A 16,814-nucleotide genomic window follows, 5' to 3' on the forward strand; every position below is an offset into this window, starting at 1 on the left:
ACCGGATTGAATACACATGACCGACCTGACCCCGCGCGAGATCGTCTCGGAACTGGACCGCTTCATTATCGGCCAGAAGGATGCCAAACGAGCGGTGGCCGTTGCCCTGCGCAACCGGTGGCGGCGTAAGCAGCTGGCTGATGATATCCGGGACGAGGTCTATCCCAAGAATATCCTGATGATTGGCCCCACCGGCGTTGGCAAGACCGAGATCAGCCGTCGTCTGGCCAAACTGGCCCGTGCGCCCTTTATCAAGGTCGAGGCCACAAAGTTCACCGAGGTAGGATACGTTGGTCGCGACGTAGAACAGATCGTACGCGATCTGGCAGATGCAGCCATTATCCAAACCCGCGAATACATGCGTGAAGACGTCAAAGCGCGCGCGCATCAGGCCGCCGAAGATCGCGTGATTGCCGCGATTGCGGGCGAAGACGCTCGCGAAGGCACGCGCGAGATGTTCCGCAAGAAACTGAAAGCCGGGGAGCTGGACGACACAGTGATCGAGCTGGAATTATCAGATACCTCGAACCCGATGCCTATGTTTGACATTCCAGGGCAGCCGGGCGGTCAGATGGGCATGATGAATCTGGGTGACATTTTCGGCAAGGCGTTTGGCGGGCGCACTGTCAAAAAACGCATGACCGTCGCCGAAAGCTATGATGCTTTGATCGGGGAAGAGGCCGACAAGCTACTGGATGACGAAACCGTCAATCGGATCGCTCTGGAATCGGTCGAACAGAATGGCATCGTGTTTCTGGATGAAATCGACAAGGTCTGCGCCCGCTCGGACGCACGCGGCGGCGATGTCAGCCGCGAGGGCGTACAACGTGACCTGCTGCCTCTGATCGAAGGTACCACCGTCAGCACCAAGCACGGTCCGGTGAAAACCGACCATATCCTGTTCATTGCGTCTGGTGCATTCCACATCGCCAAACCTTCGGATCTGCTGCCGGAATTGCAAGGACGTCTGCCGATCCGTGTGGAACTGCGCGCCCTAACGGAAGAAGACTTTGTGCGCATCCTGACCGAAACCGACAACGCGCTGACCCGGCAATACACCGCCCTGATGGGGACCGAAGAAGTCACGGTCAGCTTTACCGATGACGGAATTGCAGCACTGGCTAAGATTGCTGCGGATGTAAACCAAAGCGTTGAAAACATTGGCGCACGGCGGCTTTATACGGTGATGGAGCGGGTTTTTGAGGACCTGTCTTTCGCGGCACCGGACAAGGCTGGCACAGAAATTACTGTGGATAACCAGTTTGTCAGCGACAATCTAGGTGAATTGACCAAATCAACCGACCTCAGCCGTTACGTTTTGTAACGGTACAGGCCGGTTTTTGCCGCTGTTTTCGGTCGGCCCCGCTGGACGTTGGTCGAGAATCCGCTAGCGTATGCACGATTCACCCCGAGGGCTGGCCCGTGCTGCGCTATTTCATCATTTTACTCGTATCCCTTTCGCTGAGCGCCTGCGTTGACCGGACGGTGTCCGAGATTGTGCCTAATGCGGTAAATATCGGCACACCTGAAACCATCTTCGCCAGCACGACCCGTGCACGTGAAGCCGACGGCTCTTATGGGTTTCGTCGTGGCCAGGCGCTCAAGTTTCTGGAAACCACGGTTTCGATTCCGCCAACGCATACCCCGGGCACGCTCAAATTCTCATATGCAAACCCCAATCCGCAGAAGGAATTTGTTTTGGCGGATGTGACAGAGTTGGACGGGCCAAAGGGGCTGCGCAAACACCTGCGTGGGCAGGACGACGTCACGATTTTTGTGCACGGCTACAACTCGACCCAGACTGAAACGATCTTTCGTGCCGCCCAGCTGACGCATGACATTGGTCTACCGGGATCGACGCTGGTTTATTCGTGGCCTAGCCGCGCCACCGGCTATGGGTACGCCTATGACCTGGACAGCATGTTGTTTGCGCGCGACGGTTTGGAACAGACCATCCGCGAGTTGAAATCCATGGGTGTGAAGCGCGTTATTCTGGTTGCGCATTCCATGGGTGGGGCCTTGTCGATGGAAATGATGCGGCAAGCTGAACTGCAGGAACCCGGATGGGCCAATCGAAACATCGAGGGCGTCGTGCTGATCTCACCCGATCTGGATCTTGATCTGTTCCGTTCGCAAATGAAACGGATCGACAATCCACCCGATCCATTCCTTGTGATGGTTTCCCAGAAAGACAAAATCCTGAACATCTCGGCCCGACTGCGCGGCACGGATGAGGGTGAAAGGCTTGGAAACATCAGCTCGGTTGAGACGCTCGAGGAATTCCCGATCAGCGTGATTGATACAACAGCGTTTAACAGCGATGCGACATCATCACACTTCGTTGCGGCGACGTCTCCGGCATTGCTGTCGATCCTCAACTCATTGAGGCGCGTCAACAATACCTTTGGACGCGAGGACCGCCCAGCAATCGATATTCTGGTGCCGCCCAGCGAGCGTAACCCTGATGGCGCAACGGAAATTGTGCTAACTGAAACAGGACAGGCACAGGTGAATACTCCGTGACGCAGTTTAGCCTGCGCCGCTTACTCATCGACAACGCGGCGTGGCTGGGCGCGGGTGTATTGCTGACCTTCCTGTCCAGCTTTGGTCAGACCTTCTTTATCTCGGTTTTTGCAGGCGAAATCCGCGCCGCTTTCGGGCTTAGCCACGGCGCGTGGGGTGGGTTGTATTCTTTGGGTACGCTCGTGTCAGCGGTAGTAATGATATGGGCAGGCGGCCTGACAGATGTTTTTCGTGTCCGCGTGTTGGGGCCTGTTGTGCTGCTTGGGTTGGCATTGGCAGCGTTGGCCATGGCAATGAACAGCTGGGTTGTGTTGTTGCCGGCGGCAATCTTCCTTCTGCGCCTGTTTGGACAAGGTATGAGCACCCATCTCGCGATGGTCGCGATGGCGCGATGGTTTATCGCGACACGAGGCAAAGCGCTTTCTATTGCGTCCATCGGCTATGCACTCGGCGAAGCCTTACTGCCACTGATCTTTGTCACCGCCATGGTATTTCTGGACTGGCGATTGCTGTGGGGGGTCGCTGCCGTCATCACTCTGCTGGGCATCCCTGTTTTGACGCGCCTGCTTCGGGAAGAACGCACACCGCAGAGCCTGGCCAGTGCGTACTCAGCCACCGGGATGCACGGCCGTCACTGGACACGGCGCGATGCGCTAAGCCACCCATTGTTCTGGTTCATGACGCCAGCTGTTCTGGGTCCATCGGCTTTTATTACGGCATTCTTCTTTCACCAAGTGCATTTGGCCGAGGTGAAAGGATGGGCCCATATCCAACTGGTCGCCCTGTTCCCGGTCTATACCGGGGTGTCGCTGCTTTCGATGTTTTCCGCCGGATGGGCCTTGGATAAATGGGGCACGGCGCGGATGATGCCCTACTACCAGCTGCCTCTAGCTCTTGGTTTTGTCGTTCTGGGCCTGTCGACCTCGGTCATGGGTGCTACGATCGGGCTGATCCTGTTGGCCCTGACCGTCGGGGCCAACAGCACCTTGCCCAGCGCCTTCTGGGCCGAGTTCTATGGCACCCGACACATCGGCGCGATCAAGGCGATGGCAACGGCCGTTATGGTCCTTGGATCAGCCATCGGACCGGGCTGGACCGGAGTGCTGATCGATTGGGGCGTTTCGCTGGACACTCAATTCCTTTGGATTGGCATCTTTTTCCTTTTGGTCTGCGCACTGGTCCACATAGGTGTCACCAGCGCGGTACGTACCCTTTAGCGAATACGCCGCAAGTAAACGTAATACGCCCCATCTCCGCCGTGGCTGATATGAGCAGGCGTGACCTGCATCACCGCTTGCGCCAATGGCGGGATGGACAGCCAATGGGGTACCTGGTTCCGCAGAACGCCGCGCGGTGTTGGGATCGGGCCAGGTTCGTCCCGGTCTTTGCCTTTCCCGGTCACGACCAGAACAAGCCGCTTTCCCTGTGCCTGCGCGGTCAAGACAAAACGGATCAGAGCGGGATGCGCGGTGTCGACCCGCATACCGTGCAAATCAAGCTTGCCTTCGGGTTTCAGTTTACCTCGTTTCATCCGACCGAAAGCCTTGTTGTCCATCTGAACCGGCACTTTGCGCAGCGCATCTGTGACCGACGGCTTCAAATCGTTCGGCTTGGGCTTTGCCTGGTGGGCCTGACCAAGTTCAAACGCTTCAAACCGGGGTTTCGGCGTTTTCTTGGGCTTGGGTTTCGGCAAAGAGGTCGGATGAACCGTCTGCGGTATTTCCGGATGCATCCGCTCGGCCTGTTTGGCGACCTTGCGCCACAGCTCGATCTCTTCTGTCGTCAGTTTGCGCCGGGTCATCAGAACTCATCCGGCAATAGAGCATAGGCCCGCTGTATTGGTAACAGTACGACCATCCGACCCGGATCTTTTAACCTGCCGGCGGCTTGCCCGGCCTCGTCACCCGTTCCGAAAAAGATATCTGCCCGCTGGGCGCCCTTGATCGCGGCACCTGTATCCTGCGCGATCATCAGGCGACGCATTGGGTTTTTGCCGTCTTTCTCAACCCAGACCGGAGCCCCCAACGGGGTATAGGTCGGATCTGCAGCTATGCTGCGCATCGTGGTAATTGACCGGTTCATCGCGCCCAGCGGCCCAAGTTCGGGCGCAACGCGCGAAACTTCGCGGAAGAACACATAGGATGGGTTGTGGAACAGCAGCTCGGCACCAGATTCTGGGTTCTTGCGCACCCATGCTCGGATCATCTGGGCGCTAACTTCATGCGCGCCCAAGACCCCGCGCCGCACCAACTCAACTCCTATAGATCTGTAGGGATGACCATTCGCACCGCCATAGCCAACGCGCAAAGCACCGCCATCGGGCAGCCGGACACGTCCAGACCCCTGAATCTGCAAGAAAAACAACTCAACTGGATCGTCCACCCAGGCAATCTCAAGACCGCGCCCTTGCATCACATCACCAGTCAGGATTTCCCGACGGCTGAGCCATGGCCCATCTCGCGCTTCGGGCGGCATCTTGTAAATAGGATATTTGAAGCGATCAGTTCGGCGGCGCGCACCATCGAGTTCGGGTTCAAAATACCCCGTGAACAGGGCTTCTTCGCCATCCTCGACCAGAACTGGGCGGAAGAAGAGCTCAAAAAATGCCTTTGCTGCATCCGTGTCATACGTCTCTGCTACAGCGCATAACGCGCGCCAGTCCGGGTCCTTCAGATCGCCGCAGGTGTTCAGAAAAACGGAAAGGGCTGCGCCGTGGTCATCATCGGCCCAGCCCTGCAGATCGTCAAACGACAGAATGGATCGCGTTGCCTCGGCTCCGGCAGCGCTGGCAGCGGTCATTACACCCACCAGAAAAAGCGACCGGAGCGTTGCAATCATGCGTCCGTGGCAACAAGCAGCCAGTTCGGATCGTCCTTGCCCATCACACGAGCAAAGGTCCAGCTGTCCTTTTGGCGTTTCACGGTGTTGGGGTTGCCTTCGACAATATCACCGCCGCGATCCCGCACAACCGAAGTCAGTTCACCTACAAATTTCATGGTGATCTCGGCTTCATTGGTATCCTTATCGAATTTAACATCCGACAGGGCGGTCTCTCGGACGCCGATGAATTCGGCTTCGATGGTCAGGCCCTGATCTTCGCGTGCAGCAACACCCGCAACGAAAGACTCAAATACCTCTTCCGACAGGAATGGCTGGATTTCGTCGAGGTTTCCTTTTTCGAACCCCATAACGATCATTTCATAAGCGCCACGCGCGCCGTGAACAAATTCACTGACCGAAAAGCCGGGCTCAACCCGTTTCATGGCGGCCAGGGTTTGCGCCTGTTCGCTGTCTTCAGCGACATGGTCAGTGATGTCATGATCCGGGCCGCCTTCGATCACCTCGAAATCGCGACGCGATTTGTGCGCTTCAGGCTGTTGCTGCAAAGGTGGTTTTTCAAAACCTTCACGCGTACCCAACACGCTTTTAAGGCGCAGGATCAGGAAAACGGCAATTCCGGCCAGGACCAGTAGCTGGATCATGGGTTCGTTCATTTCATCCTCTTTTCAGAACCGCGACTTTGTATACGCGGCCTCATGCTACTATGTAGGTGAGCGTGGGTGGCAAGTCCACAGCCCGGCCTTAGGGAAAGGATAACGCAAATGTATCTGTTCTTGGCATTTTTGTTGGTGCCCATCATCGAGATTGCGCTGTTTATTCAGGTTGGTGGTCTGATCGGCCTTTGGCCAACCCTTTCCATTGTTGTGCTGACCGCGGTTTTGGGCACGGTTTTGGTGCGGACACAAGGTCGCATGGCACTGGGAAATCTGCAGCGTTCCTTTGCTGAACTGGACGACCCGACCGAGCCTTTGGCCCACGGTGCGATGATCCTTTTGTCAGGCGCATTGCTGCTGACACCGGGTTTTTTCACCGATGCCATAGGATTTGCCTTGCTGGTACCGGGCGTTCGTGTCGCTGTGTTCCGCTATCTGAAGTCGAAAGTCACCGTGGCACATTTTCAGATGGGAACGGGCACTGGATTTCAGTCACAACAAAACCCTTTCGAGCAAGGGGACATCATTGACGGTGAATTCAGTGAAGTTCGCCCGAAAAAAGAGCCTTCAAAGCCATCGAAATGGGTGGAAGGCCCCCACCAGCATTGAGGTGCCGCGCCCAACTTGCTAAGCAGTGGCGAAATTCAATTTTGGAGTAGATCCATGGCCGAAGAAAACGCTGCAGAAAACACTGCGGCCCAAGCCGCCCCGCAGGTTCAGATGCGGGTTCTGGGGCAGTTCATCCGTGATATGTCCTTTGAAAACGTGATGGCGCAAAAGGGTGTGTCAGGCGACGTGCAGCCGGAAATCGCTGTTCAGGTGAACCTGGACGCGAAAAAGCGCAGCGCTGAACATCAGTTCGAAGTGTCCATCAAGCTGAACCTGACATCCAAGGCCAAAGGCATGGATGATGTGCTGTTCCTGTGTGAGCTGGACTATTGCGGTCTGTTCCACGTGGAAGGTGTGCCAGAAGATCAAATGCACCCGTTCCTGATGATCGAATGCCCCCGGATGCTGTTCCCGTTCCTGCGCCGCATTGTCAGCGACATCACCCGTGATGGCGGCTTCCCGCCGGTGAACCTGGACAATATCGATTTCGTCGCGCTGTATCGCAACGAATTAATGCGTCGTCAGGCCGCTCAGGCAGAAAAGACCGACGCCTAAGGCTTTGACCCGCGCCTGATCGGATCAGGCGCGGGTCCACAGGGCGCTTTCGCCCAGCTTTTCTACAAATGCCTCATGCGCTGCGCGCTCATCCTCGGTGATCCGGGAAGGCAACGGTGTGCCGCGCGACATTGGCCGCCAGTCTTCACCGCCACCGGATGCGGATGATGCGGATGTTGACAGGCCAAAATCAGGCTGCCGCCCACCGATCAACTCAAGATAAACCTCGGCCAGAATTTCAGAGTCGAGCAAAGCGCCATGCAGAACACGGTTCGAATTGTCGATATTGAAACGTCGGCAAAGCGCATCCAAAGACGCCGGAGAGCCGGGAAACCGTTTGCGGGCGATTGCCAGCGTATCCAGTGCTTGTTCAATCGGGATCAACGGCGCGCCCATCCACTTCAGTTCAGCGTTCAGGAACTTCATGTCGAACGATGCGTTGTGGATCACCAACCGCGCATCCCCAACAAACTCACGAAACCCGTGACCCACCTTGGCAAACACCGGTTTGTCTTTCAGCGTCACCTCACCCTTTTCCGGTGGACGCGGGTTGTCCAACAGATCCGGGCCGATGCCATGCACGCCAAACGCCTCATCCGGCATACCGCGTTCCGGGTTGATATAGACGTGATACGTTTCACCCGTCGCGACGTGGTTCCACAGCTCTACGGCACCAATCTCAACAATCCGGTCGCCGCTTTCGGGATCGAACCCGGTGGTTTCGGTATCAAGTACGATCTCACGCATGATTCATCCCCGCCCGTATCTGCCTGACCACATCCTGCACTTGCTGACGGGCATGGTCCAGCGTGTCTGTTTCGATCACGAAGTCTGATCGCGCGCATTTCTCTGCATTCGGCATCTGCTTGGCGCGGATCTGTTCGAACTGCGCCTCGGACATGGTTCCCCGTTCCATAACACGGCGCTTTTGTTCATCCGCCGGGATCGAAACGCAGGCGACGGCGTCCATGGCTGCGTCTCCGCCTGTTTCGAAAAGAAGGGGTATGTCGAACACCAGAATGTCGCTTGTTGTGTTTTCGCGAAATACAGCGCGATCTTTCGCGACCAGAGGATGCACAATCGCTTCGATTGCTTTCAACGCATCAGAGTCCTTCGCAATGATCTGCTTTAACGCGTCCCGGCTTACAGCTCCGTCAACAATAGCGGCAGGGAAAACTGCACGCATCGGTTCAATTGCAGCACCTCCGGGCGCGTATAACCGATGCACAGCAGCGTCCGCATCCCACAGGGCGCAGCCTTCTTCGACAAACATCTGCGCCGTGGTGCTTTTCCCCATACCAATGGAACCAGTCAGACCCAGCGCAAAACTCATGCCAAAGCAGCCGCGCGCGTATCCGCGTCCACCTCAGGGCGCACACCGAACCACCGTTCAAATCCAGGAACCGCCTGGTGCAGCAACATGCCCAATCCGTCGACTGTGGTGCATCCTGCCTCTTCCGCAGTTTTCAGAAGGTTTGTTTTAAACGGAGCATAGACCAGATCCGTGACCACGGCACCGGGCTGCAACCCATCCAGTGGAACCCGCAATTCCGGCTGGCCCTGCATCCCCAATGAGGTCGTATTGACCACCAGTTCCGCGTTTTCGATGACGTTTCCGGCCTGAACCCAATCTACAACGCGGATTCGTTGACCAAATTCCTCTTTCAGATGATCCGCACGGGCGCGCGTCCGATTGGTCAACAGGATTTCCGGCACACCTGCATCAGACAACGCTTGCAGAACGGCGCGAGCTGCCCCTCCGGCCCCGAACACAACAGCCGGGCCGTCTTTGGCATTCCAGTCGGGGGCACCGCTGCGCAGGTTTTCCATGAACCCGTACCCATCAGTGTTATCTGCGTGGATCGAGCCATCTTCGCGGAACACCAGTGTATTCGCAGCACCAATCACCGTTGCGCGATCGGACACGTGATCCGCGATCTTCAACGCTGCTTCCTTGTGGGGAACAGTTACATTGGCCCCAACAAAACCGGCTTTGGGCAGCGTACGTAGCACGGTTTCCAGATCGGCTGGGGCAACATCCATTGGGATGTAGTGCCCGGCAAGACCATACGTCTTCAGCCAATGGCCATGCAGTTTCGGGGAACGCGAATGCCCAATGGGATGTCCGATCACCCCGGCCAGAGGAACCCGGTAGTCCGTCATTGATCGATCACCCCTTTGACAGCCAGAAAATTGAGAAGCTCCAACAATGGCATACCCAAAACATTAAAATAGTCGCCGTCAATGGTGGCGAACAACCGGACGCCTTCTTCTTCCAGCTTATATGCTCCGACGGCATGGCGGATACTGTCCCAGTTCCGTGAGACATAGTCTTTCAGATAGGCATCAGAGCTGGCCCGCATCCGCAATCGTACCTGTCCTACATGCCGCCAGATCGGCTCACCGTCCTGATAGATCACGGCCGCTGACAAAAGCATGTGCCGTTTGCCGCGCATCGCTTTTAGCTGAGCCACTGCTTGTTCCGGGTTTTCAGGTTTTGACAGCAGCTGACCGTCAAAATCCAGAACCTGATCACACCCCAGCACCATAGCGCCAGGATTCTTGTCGCTGACTTTGCGGGCTTTCATTTCCGCAAGCGTGTCGGCAATATCTCGTGGTGATGCGCTTTCAGCCAGCAAGGCGCGCTTGGCGGTCTCTTCATCCACGCGCGCGGTTTGAACCGTGAATGGAACGCCTGCGTTCTCAAGCAAGTGTGCCCGTATGGCAGATCCCGAGGCGAGAAGAATGGGGACAGACATGTGGAAAACCCCGTGTGAAAGTCGATGAGAGCTCTGGGGTGCTTTGTATGGTTTTACGGTTGACACGCAACCCCAGGAAATTCGCGTGAAAGATCCTCGAGTCGCTCTAATCCAATCCAGCCAGGACAAGGATAACTTGGAATACCGGGATAATCTGATTGTCCCATGATACCCAAAGAGTTATCCCCAAACGCTACCTGGGTGTAACAGACTTAAGTATCTGTTTTTATTATTATAAATTAAGTTTCAACAGAATCACTAGAAAATCAAAAAGTTCTGTCCACCTGGGGAAAACACATGGGTAAAAAAGTAATCCACGGAAATTGTTATCCCTACAAAACCATCTTCCTTTCTCTTTCTTTATTTTTTTATTAGGGAGAGTTCCGAACAACGCTCGGAGCCAAGATGACTGATCTTCTTTTCACGCTGTACCCGTGGGTGAAGTCACTCCATATCATGGCCGTGATCTCATGGATGGCGGGTCTGTTCTATCTACCACGCTTGTTCGTCTATCACGTTGAAAAAGCTCAGGCTGTCGACGGGGCGCAAGAAATCTTCTTTGAAATGGAAGAAAAGCTGCTGCGTGTGATCATGCGCCCTGCGATGATCGTGGCTTGGGTGTGCGGCCTGATCATGGTGTTCACACCGGGTATTGTTGGATGGGATTGGTCCTGGCCTTGGATCAAAGGTGCAGCCGTGATCGGTATGACCTGGTTCCATCACTGGTTGATGGCGCGTCGCAAGGATTTCCTGGAAGGCCGAAATAAGCTCACTGGGCGGCAGTATCGTATGATGAACGAGGTTCCGACCGTTTTGATGGTTATCATCGTTCTGGCGGTCATTCTGAAGTTCTGACGGGCTGTTTGACTCCGAAAGCAGTCGCGCTTATGTAGGGGACAACTCGCCCGTCCGGGCGGCGTATCTTCCGTACTGAAATTTCACTTCGTGCCGCGCTGATCGCGGTGAAGGTATATATCATGACAACTGACGCCCTTAATCTGGCCGACCTGAAGGCCAAAAGCCCCAAAGACCTTCTGGCGATGGCCGAAGAACTGGAGATCGAAAACGCCTCGACCATGCGGAAAGGCGAGATGATGTTCCAGATTCTGCGCGAACGCGCGGATGAGGGCTGGACCGTTGGCGGTGATGGTGTGCTTGAGGTGCTGCAGGACGGTTTCGGTTTCCTGCGCTCGCCCGAGGCGAACTATCTGCCAGGTCCCGACGATATCTATGTCTCGCCCGATATGATCCGTCAACACTCGCTGCGCACCGGAGATACTGTTGAGGGTGAGATTAAGGCACCTGATGATAATGAGCGTTACTTTGCGCTGACCAAGGTCACCAAGATCAACTTTGAAGATCCTGAAAAGGCCAAGCACAAGATCCTGTTCGACAACCTGACGCCTCTGTACCCAGATGAGCGTCTGAAGATGGAGATCGAGGATCCGACCATCAAAGACAAGTCGGCCCGTGTGATCGACCTTGTGTCGCCGATCGGTAAAGGCCAGCGCTCGCTGATCGTGGCGCCTCCGCGGACCGGTAAGACGGTCATCCTGCAGAACATCGCGCATTCAATCGAACAGAACCATCCAGAGTGTTACCTGATCGTCCTTCTGATCGACGAACGCCCGGAAGAGGTGACCGACATGCAGCGCTCGGTGAAGGGTGAGGTTGTGTCCTCGACCTTTGACGAGCCCGCAACACGCCACGTGGCCGTGTCCGAGATGGTGATCGAAAAGGCCAAGCGTTTGGTCGAACATAAACGAGATGTTGTTATTCTTCTCGACTCGATCACAAGACTTGGTAGGGCCTTTAACACTGTGGTCCCATCCTCGGGTAAAGTTCTGACCGGTGGTGTGGACGCCAACGCTCTGCAACGGCCCAAGCGGTTCTTTGGTGCGGCACGGAACATTGAAGAGGGTGGATCGCTGACCATCATCGCCACCGCGCTGATCGACACTGGTAGCCGGATGGACGAGGTGATCTTTGAAGAATTCAAAGGCACCGGTAACTCGGAAATCGTTCTGGATCGTAAAATCGCTGATAAACGTGTGTTCCCGGCCATCGACATCCTCAAGTCCGGTACCCGGAAAGAGGACCTGCTGGTCGACAAGGGCGATCTGGCTAAGACCTTCGTTCTGCGCCGCATCCTCAACCCGATGGGCACGACCGATGCAATCGAGTTCCTGCTATCCAAGTTGAAGCAGACCAAGACGAACTCGGAATTCTTCGATTCAATGAACACCTGACGCCGAACCGGTACTGACGCGGGGGCTATTCATGGATACGATATTTGCCCTGGCCAGCGCGCAAGGCAAAGCTGGGGTGGCGGTCATCCGCCTCTCAGGGCCGGACTCGCACTCTGCGGCGGCGCGGCTGACAGGTGGCACGCTGCCTGAACGTGGCATGGTTCTGCGCACATTGCGGGATCAGGGTGGTGCGCGTCTTGACGATGGCTTGGTTCTTACGTTCCAGGCCCCGGCCAGTTTCACCGGAGAGGATGTGGCAGAGCTTCAGATTCATGGCAGTACAGCATCCGTCAACGCGGTATTGCAATGTTTGTCGGATACTGAAGGGCTGCGCATCGCGGAGCCGGGCGAGTTCACACGCCGAGCGCTTGAGAATGGCAAGATGGATCTGACGCAGGTCGAAGGCCTGGCCGATTTGATTGATGCCGAAACCGAGGCGCAACGCAAACAAGCGCAAACAATTCTGGCTGGTGAGCTGGGCATACTGGCAGAACGGTGGCGCCGGGATTTGATCCGCGCTGCGTCTTTGCTGGAAGCTGTCATCGACTTTGCCGATGAAGAGGTTCCAACGGATGTAACGCCTGAAGTTCGCGAATTGATCACTGGTGTCTTGTCAGACCTTCGCCGTGAGGCAGAAGGAGTAAAAATCGCTGAACGTATACGCACGGGGTTTGAAGTTGCAATTGTTGGGCTTCCGAACGCAGGAAAGTCCACTCTTCTGAACGCTTTGGCAGGTCGAGACGCCGCCATCACTTCGGAATACGCTGGAACCACGCGGGACGTGATCGAAGTTCGGATGGATCTGGCTGGTTTACCTGTGACTTTGCTGGATACGGCCGGGTTGCGTGAAACTGAGGATCATGTTGAAAACTTGGGTATCAAGTTGGCGCGCAGCAGAGCGGAGGCCGCCGACCTGCGTGTTTTCCTGTCAGATACACCCGAAGACCTGGGGGTTGGGATGCAGGCAGGTGATATTCATGTTTTGCCGAAAGCTGATCTTCGAAGTGAAAATAGTCTCGGCGTTTCTGGTAAAACAGGGCAGGGGATTGACGCGCTTGTAAACCAGATTTCGTATGTCCTTTGTGAAAGAACTACCACCCATGGTATTGCAACGCGGGAACGACATCGGGTTGCAATCAATGGGGCACTGACTTCTCTCCAATCGGCAATCCCGGTTCTGGAATCAGGTCCAGAGATGTATGATATCGCCGCGGAAGAATTACGAACCGCCATAAGGGCACTTGAATCGCTGGTGGGCAGAATAGATGTCGAAACACTGCTGGATGAAATCTTCTCTAGCTTCTGTTTGGGAAAGTAAGGAGTGTTTCACGTGAAACATTCGAAGTTTGATGTCATCGTTATTGGTGCTGGGCACGCCGGGACAGAGGCTGCTCATGCCTCTGCAAGGATGGGTGCCAATACTGCTTTGGTAACCCTGTCCGCATCGGACATTGGTGTAATGTCCTGTAATCCGGCAATTGGTGGCTTGGGGAAAGGCCATTTGGTTCGTGAGATTGATGCTCTTGACGGCGTTATGGGGCGTGTTGCGGATCAAGCCGGCATTCAGTTTCGTTTGTTGAATCGTCGTAAAGGACCTGCAGTACAGGGCCCCAGAACACAAGCGGATCGAGCGCTTTACCGGGCGGCGATGCAAAAAGAAACGCAAAACCAGAACAATCTGTCCGTTATCGTCGGTGAAGTTGTCGACTTTCTTATGAACGGGCCGCGTGTTTCCGGCGTTTTGCTTGCGGATGGATCAGAGATTTCCGGGCAGGCAGTCATACTGACATCTGGGACATTTCTGCGCGGAGTCATTCATATCGGTGACGTCTCACGACCTGGTGGGCGGATGGGAGATCGCCCTTCTATCAAGCTTGCCGAACGTTTGGATAGTTATGATTTGCCGCTGGGACGCTTGAAGACAGGTACGCCGCCTCGTTTGGATGGGCGGACAATTGACTGGTCCGATCTAGAGCGTCAAGACGGGGACGAAGAGCCAACACTATTCTCATTTCTGTCGACAGACGTGGTCGCACCGCAGATCTCCTGTGGAATAACGCATACCAACGCACAAACACATGAGATCATCGAGGCCAATCTTTCAAAGTCAGCGATGTACGGTGGCCATATTGATGGTATAGGCCCTCGGTATTGCCCGTCTATTGAGGATAAGATTGTAAGATTTGCAGACAAGGAATCCCATCAGATCTTCCTGGAACCCGAAGGAGTGAATGATCACACGATCTATCCTAACGGTATTTCAACCTCACTTCCTCAGGACGTCCAACTGCAGTATGTACGATCCATCAAAGGCCTTGAAAAAGCAGAGATTCTGCAACCAGGATATGCCATTGAGTATGACTACGTAGATCCTCGTGTTCTAACCGCGACACTGTCTCTGCCAGAAATTCCGGGGTTGTACTTGGCTGGTCAGATCAATGGAACCACAGGATACGAAGAGGCCGCCGCGCAGGGTATGGTTGCCGGGCTCAATGCAGCGCTTGAAGTGCAAGGCCGTGATCCTGTGCACTTCACAAGATCTGACAGCTATATCGGGGTCATGGTAGATGACCTTACAACACGCGGTGTGGCTGAACCTTATCGGATGTTTACATCACGTGCGGAATTCCGGCTTTCCTTACGTGCTGATAATGCAGACCAGCGCTTGACGCCGATTGGCATGGATATTGGATGCGTTGGGTCCGATCGTGAGGCGCACTTCAAAGACAAAATGGACCAGCTCGATGCGGTAAAGGCTAAGCTGGCAGAGCGTACATACACACCGAAACAGGTGCTGTCGGCCGGAATTAACGTCAACCAAGATGGCAATCGCCGCGACGGGATGGCGATCTTGGCATTTCCGGACGTATCTTTCGACAATCTGTTACCATTGATCCCGGATCTACAAGATGTGGATCAAAAAATCCGACTTCAGATTGAGCGTGACGCGCTTTATGCAAACTACATTGCGCGCCAGAAGCGAGATGTGGAGGCGATGAAGCGGGATGAATCTTATGTTATCCCTCGCGACTTCGACTATTCCTCTTTAGATGGCTTATCTTCCGAGATGAAGCATAAGCTATCGCAGGCGAAGCCTTCGAACATAGCCCAAGCAAGTCGAGTCGAGGGGGTAACACCTGCCGCGCTGACACTTGTACTTGCGAAGCTACGCCGCGAAGACAGGGCGCGACGGGCATGAGCGCTGGTTATTCGGCATTTGAGCGGCTAAATGTTTCACGTGAAACATTCAAGCGTTTGAAAACCTACGTTGATCTCGTAAATCGCTGGAATCCTAAAATCAATCTAGTGTCCCGAAGTAGTCTGGAACACATCTGGGATCGCCATATCCTCGACTCCGTGCAAGTTTATAGATGTGCTGGTCAATACAAAAGCTGGGTGGATATAGGCAGTGGAGGCGGATTTCCGGGAATGGTATGCGCCTTGATCGCGGCTGATCATTCACCAGACTCACGATTTACTTTCGTTGAAAGTGATCAAAGGAAGTCTGCCTTCTTACGCAATGTAGCGCGGGAATGTGAAATCAAATGCAAGGTGATTTCGAAGCGAATCGAAAGTGTTGATCCTTTGGATGCAGATGTCCTTTCGGCTCGTGCCCTGGCAGAGTTGCGGGTATTATTGTCCTTTTGCGACAGGCATTTAAGTAAAACGGGAACAGCTTTGTTGCCCAAAGGCGCAACCTGGAAAAAAGAACTGTCAGAGGCGCAAGAAGAATGGAATTTCGACGTCGAGCCGATTACAAGTTTAACTGAACCTCAGGCCGTTATCCTTAAAATCAAAGGAGTATCACGTGGTTGATCTGTCCCGACCTTCAGGACCTCGGATTATTGCGGTCGCCAATCAGAAGGGCGGAGTGGGGAAAACAACGACGGCAATCAATCTTGCAGCAGGGCTTGCGGAATCCGGTTGCCGGGTTTTGGTGGTTGATCTTGATCCTCAAGGGAATGCGTCCACCGGATTGGGTGTAGAGGATCGGGATTGGACAACCTATGACCTCATCCTTGACGACGCTCCGTTAGAGGCCGTTGTTCAAGAGACGGAAATAGAAAACCTTATGGTTGTTCCGGCAACCGTTGATCTGAGTTCTGCCGACATTGAATTGATATCCAATGAAAAGCGCAGTTATTTGTTGCACGATGCATTGAGGCAGACTGCGGTTGATGCTTTCAACCTTGATTTCATCCTTATCGATTGCCCGCCGTCTTTGAACCTGTTGACCGTCAATGCAATGGTGGCGGCGCATTCAGTCCTTGTGCCGCTGCAAAGTGAATTCTTTGCTTTAGAAGGTCTTTCTCAACTGATGCTGACGATCCGAGAGGTTCGGCAAACAGCAAATCCTGATCTGAGAATCGAAGGTGTTGTGTTGACCATGTATGACAACCGCAACAACTTGTCCCGTCAGGTTGAAAAGGATGCGCGTGACAATTTGGGTGAGATGGTCTTTAAGACAAAGATACCCAGAAATGTGCGAGTCAGCGAGGCTCCGTCATATGCGCTGCCAGTGTTGCAATATGATTCGGGTTCGCTTGGCGCGATGGCTTATCGGCATCTGGCCCGCGAGATCATGCACAAGAACAATAAAACCGCTGCGTAGGCGGAAATGAGGA

The 16,814-nt window shown here is 54.7% G+C and carries 18 protein-coding genes; 11 read left to right on the forward strand and 7 right to left on the reverse strand.

Features of this window, described 5'->3' with window-relative positions:
• Positions 1-16: 16 nt before the first annotated feature.
• The 3 genes from hslU (at position 17) to I9187_RS00290 (ending at position 3,740) form a co-directional block, all read left to right on the forward strand.
• Positions 17-1,324, forward strand: coding sequence for an ATP-dependent protease ATPase subunit HslU (gene hslU / locus I9187_RS00280; protein WP_171178716.1), 1,308 nt, complete (start codon positions 17-19; stop codon positions 1,322-1,324).
• Between the two features lie 98 nt (positions 1,325-1,422).
• The gene (locus tag I9187_RS00285; protein WP_209940032.1) at positions 1,423-2,523 is read left to right on the forward strand and encodes an alpha/beta fold hydrolase; all 1,101 of its coding nucleotides are present in this window, start codon (positions 1,423-1,425) and stop codon (positions 2,521-2,523) included.
• A complete protein-coding gene (locus I9187_RS00290; RefSeq protein ID WP_209940033.1) occupies positions 2,520-3,740 on the forward strand; it encodes an MFS transporter in 1,221 nt (406 codons plus the stop codon). Before I9187_RS00285 ends, I9187_RS00290 begins: the two co-directional genes overlap by 4 nt.
• On the opposite strand, the gene I9187_RS00295 is transcribed toward I9187_RS00290, so the two are convergent.
• Genes I9187_RS00295 through I9187_RS00305 form a run of 3 tightly spaced genes read right to left on the reverse strand, consistent with a single transcriptional unit; the run spans position 3,737 to position 6,017 of the window.
• Positions 3,737-4,324 (reverse strand): Smr/MutS family protein, encoded by a 588-nt coding sequence (locus tag I9187_RS00295; RefSeq protein ID WP_171237887.1) that lies wholly within the window; start codon positions 4,322-4,324, stop codon positions 3,737-3,739. The genes I9187_RS00290 and I9187_RS00295 overlap by 4 nt on opposite strands.
• Complete coding sequence (locus I9187_RS00300) at positions 4,324-5,361, reverse strand: MltA domain-containing protein (RefSeq protein ID WP_171178708.1); 1,038 nt, start codon at positions 5,359-5,361, stop codon at positions 4,324-4,326. Before I9187_RS00300 ends, I9187_RS00295 begins: the two co-directional genes overlap by 1 nt.
• The gene (locus tag I9187_RS00305; protein ID WP_171178706.1) at positions 5,358-6,017 is read right to left on the reverse strand and encodes a Tim44/TimA family putative adaptor protein; all 660 of its coding nucleotides are present in this window, start codon (positions 6,015-6,017) and stop codon (positions 5,358-5,360) included. Before I9187_RS00305 ends, I9187_RS00300 begins: the two co-directional genes overlap by 4 nt.
• A gap of 108 nt (positions 6,018-6,125) precedes the next feature.
• On the opposite strand from I9187_RS00305, the gene I9187_RS00310 reads away from it, so the two are divergent.
• Positions 6,126-6,626, forward strand: coding sequence for an FxsA family protein (locus I9187_RS00310; protein WP_171178704.1), 501 nt, complete (start codon positions 6,126-6,128; stop codon positions 6,624-6,626).
• Positions 6,627-6,680: 54 nt separating this feature from the next.
• The gene (gene secB / locus I9187_RS00315; RefSeq protein ID WP_171092779.1) at positions 6,681-7,181 is read left to right on the forward strand and encodes a protein-export chaperone SecB; all 501 of its coding nucleotides are present in this window, start codon (positions 6,681-6,683) and stop codon (positions 7,179-7,181) included.
• A 24-nt stretch (positions 7,182-7,205) separates the two neighbouring features.
• Here the strand turns inward: secB and dnaQ are convergent, their stop codons facing one another.
• From dnaQ to I9187_RS00335, 4 genes are read right to left on the reverse strand one after another with little or no spacing between them, the layout of a single operon-like run.
• Complete coding sequence (dnaQ, locus tag I9187_RS00320; RefSeq protein WP_171178702.1) at positions 7,206-7,928, reverse strand: DNA polymerase III subunit epsilon; 723 nt, start codon at positions 7,926-7,928, stop codon at positions 7,206-7,208.
• On the reverse strand, positions 7,921-8,514 hold the full coding sequence (gene coaE, locus I9187_RS00325; protein WP_171178700.1) for a dephospho-CoA kinase: 594 nt from the start codon (positions 8,512-8,514) through the stop codon (positions 7,921-7,923). The genes dnaQ and coaE overlap by 8 nt, the downstream gene beginning before the upstream one ends.
• Positions 8,511-9,344, reverse strand: coding sequence for a shikimate dehydrogenase (locus I9187_RS00330; RefSeq protein WP_171178698.1), 834 nt, complete (start codon positions 9,342-9,344; stop codon positions 8,511-8,513). The genes coaE and I9187_RS00330 overlap by 4 nt, the downstream gene beginning before the upstream one ends.
• Positions 9,341-9,940: a nucleoside triphosphate pyrophosphatase gene (locus tag I9187_RS00335; protein WP_171237890.1), complete on the reverse strand. Its 600-nt coding sequence runs from the start codon at positions 9,938-9,940 to the stop codon at positions 9,341-9,343. The genes I9187_RS00330 and I9187_RS00335 overlap by 4 nt, the downstream gene beginning before the upstream one ends.
• Before the next feature lie 405 nt (positions 9,941-10,345).
• Between I9187_RS00335 and I9187_RS00340 the strand changes: the two genes are divergently transcribed.
• The 6 genes from I9187_RS00340 to I9187_RS00365 all read left to right on the forward strand — a co-directional run bounded on the left by I9187_RS00340 (position 10,346) and on the right by I9187_RS00365 (position 16,801).
• The gene (locus I9187_RS00340; protein WP_171178694.1) at positions 10,346-10,795 is read left to right on the forward strand and encodes a CopD family protein; all 450 of its coding nucleotides are present in this window, start codon (positions 10,346-10,348) and stop codon (positions 10,793-10,795) included.
• A 122-nt stretch (positions 10,796-10,917) separates the two neighbouring features.
• A complete protein-coding gene (rho, locus tag I9187_RS00345) occupies positions 10,918-12,189 on the forward strand; it encodes a transcription termination factor Rho (protein ID WP_171178692.1) in 1,272 nt (423 codons plus the stop codon).
• Positions 12,190-12,220: 31 nt separating this feature from the next.
• The gene (gene mnmE / locus I9187_RS00350) at positions 12,221-13,507 is read left to right on the forward strand and encodes a tRNA uridine-5-carboxymethylaminomethyl(34) synthesis GTPase MnmE (RefSeq protein WP_171178690.1); all 1,287 of its coding nucleotides are present in this window, start codon (positions 12,221-12,223) and stop codon (positions 13,505-13,507) included.
• Positions 13,508-13,519: 12 nt separating this feature from the next.
• Positions 13,520-15,388, forward strand: coding sequence for a tRNA uridine-5-carboxymethylaminomethyl(34) synthesis enzyme MnmG (gene mnmG, locus I9187_RS00355; protein ID WP_171178688.1), 1,869 nt, complete (start codon positions 13,520-13,522; stop codon positions 15,386-15,388).
• Positions 15,385-16,005, forward strand: a complete 621-nt coding sequence (gene rsmG, locus I9187_RS00360; protein WP_171178686.1) for a 16S rRNA (guanine(527)-N(7))-methyltransferase RsmG — start codon at positions 15,385-15,387, stop codon at positions 16,003-16,005. The genes mnmG and rsmG overlap by 4 nt, the downstream gene beginning before the upstream one ends.
• Positions 15,998-16,801 carry an AAA family ATPase gene (locus I9187_RS00365; protein WP_171178684.1) on the forward strand — a complete coding sequence of 268 codons (804 nt, stop codon included), beginning with the start codon at positions 15,998-16,000 and terminating at the stop codon, positions 16,799-16,801. Before rsmG ends, I9187_RS00365 begins: the two co-directional genes overlap by 8 nt.
• The last annotated feature ends 13 nt before the right edge of the window (positions 16,802-16,814 follow it).

It is taken from the genome of Ruegeria sp. HKCCE4148, from assembly GCF_017872495.1.
GTDB lineage: Bacteria > Pseudomonadota > Alphaproteobacteria > Rhodobacterales > Rhodobacteraceae > Ruegeria.

Bases quoted from the DNA above. Each gene is read 5' to 3' on its own strand.
- hslU (WP_171178716.1), top strand. From the start codon at position 17: ATGACCGACCTGACCCCGCGCGAGATCGTCTCGGAACTGGACCGCTTC.
- I9187_RS00295 (WP_171237887.1), bottom strand. From the start codon at position 4,324: ATGACCCGGCGCAAACTGACGACAGAAGAGATCGAGCTGTGGCGCAAG.
- I9187_RS00300 (WP_171178708.1), bottom strand. From the start codon at position 5,361: ATGATTGCAACGCTCCGGTCGCTTTTTCTGGTGGGTGTAATGACCGCT.
- I9187_RS00305 (WP_171178706.1), bottom strand. From the start codon at position 6,017: ATGAACGAACCCATGATCCAGCTACTGGTCCTGGCCGGAATTGCCGTT.
- I9187_RS00310 (WP_171178704.1), top strand. From the start codon at position 6,126: ATGTATCTGTTCTTGGCATTTTTGTTGGTGCCCATCATCGAGATTGCG.
- secB (WP_171092779.1), top strand. From the start codon at position 6,681: ATGGCCGAAGAAAACGCTGCAGAAAACACTGCGGCCCAAGCCGCCCCG.
- dnaQ (WP_171178702.1), bottom strand. From the start codon at position 7,928: ATGCGTGAGATCGTACTTGATACCGAAACCACCGGGTTCGATCCCGAA.
- coaE (WP_171178700.1), bottom strand. From the start codon at position 8,514: ATGAGTTTTGCGCTGGGTCTGACTGGTTCCATTGGTATGGGGAAAAGC.
- I9187_RS00330 (WP_171178698.1), bottom strand. From the start codon at position 9,344: ATGACGGACTACCGGGTTCCTCTGGCCGGGGTGATCGGACATCCCATT.
- I9187_RS00335 (WP_171237890.1), bottom strand. From the start codon at position 9,940: ATGTCTGTCCCCATTCTTCTCGCCTCGGGATCTGCCATACGGGCACAC.
- I9187_RS00340 (WP_171178694.1), top strand. From the start codon at position 10,346: ATGACTGATCTTCTTTTCACGCTGTACCCGTGGGTGAAGTCACTCCAT.
- rho (WP_171178692.1), top strand. From the start codon at position 10,918: ATGACAACTGACGCCCTTAATCTGGCCGACCTGAAGGCCAAAAGCCCC.
- mnmE (WP_171178690.1), top strand. From the start codon at position 12,221: ATGGATACGATATTTGCCCTGGCCAGCGCGCAAGGCAAAGCTGGGGTG.
- rsmG (WP_171178686.1), top strand. From the start codon at position 15,385: ATGAGCGCTGGTTATTCGGCATTTGAGCGGCTAAATGTTTCACGTGAA.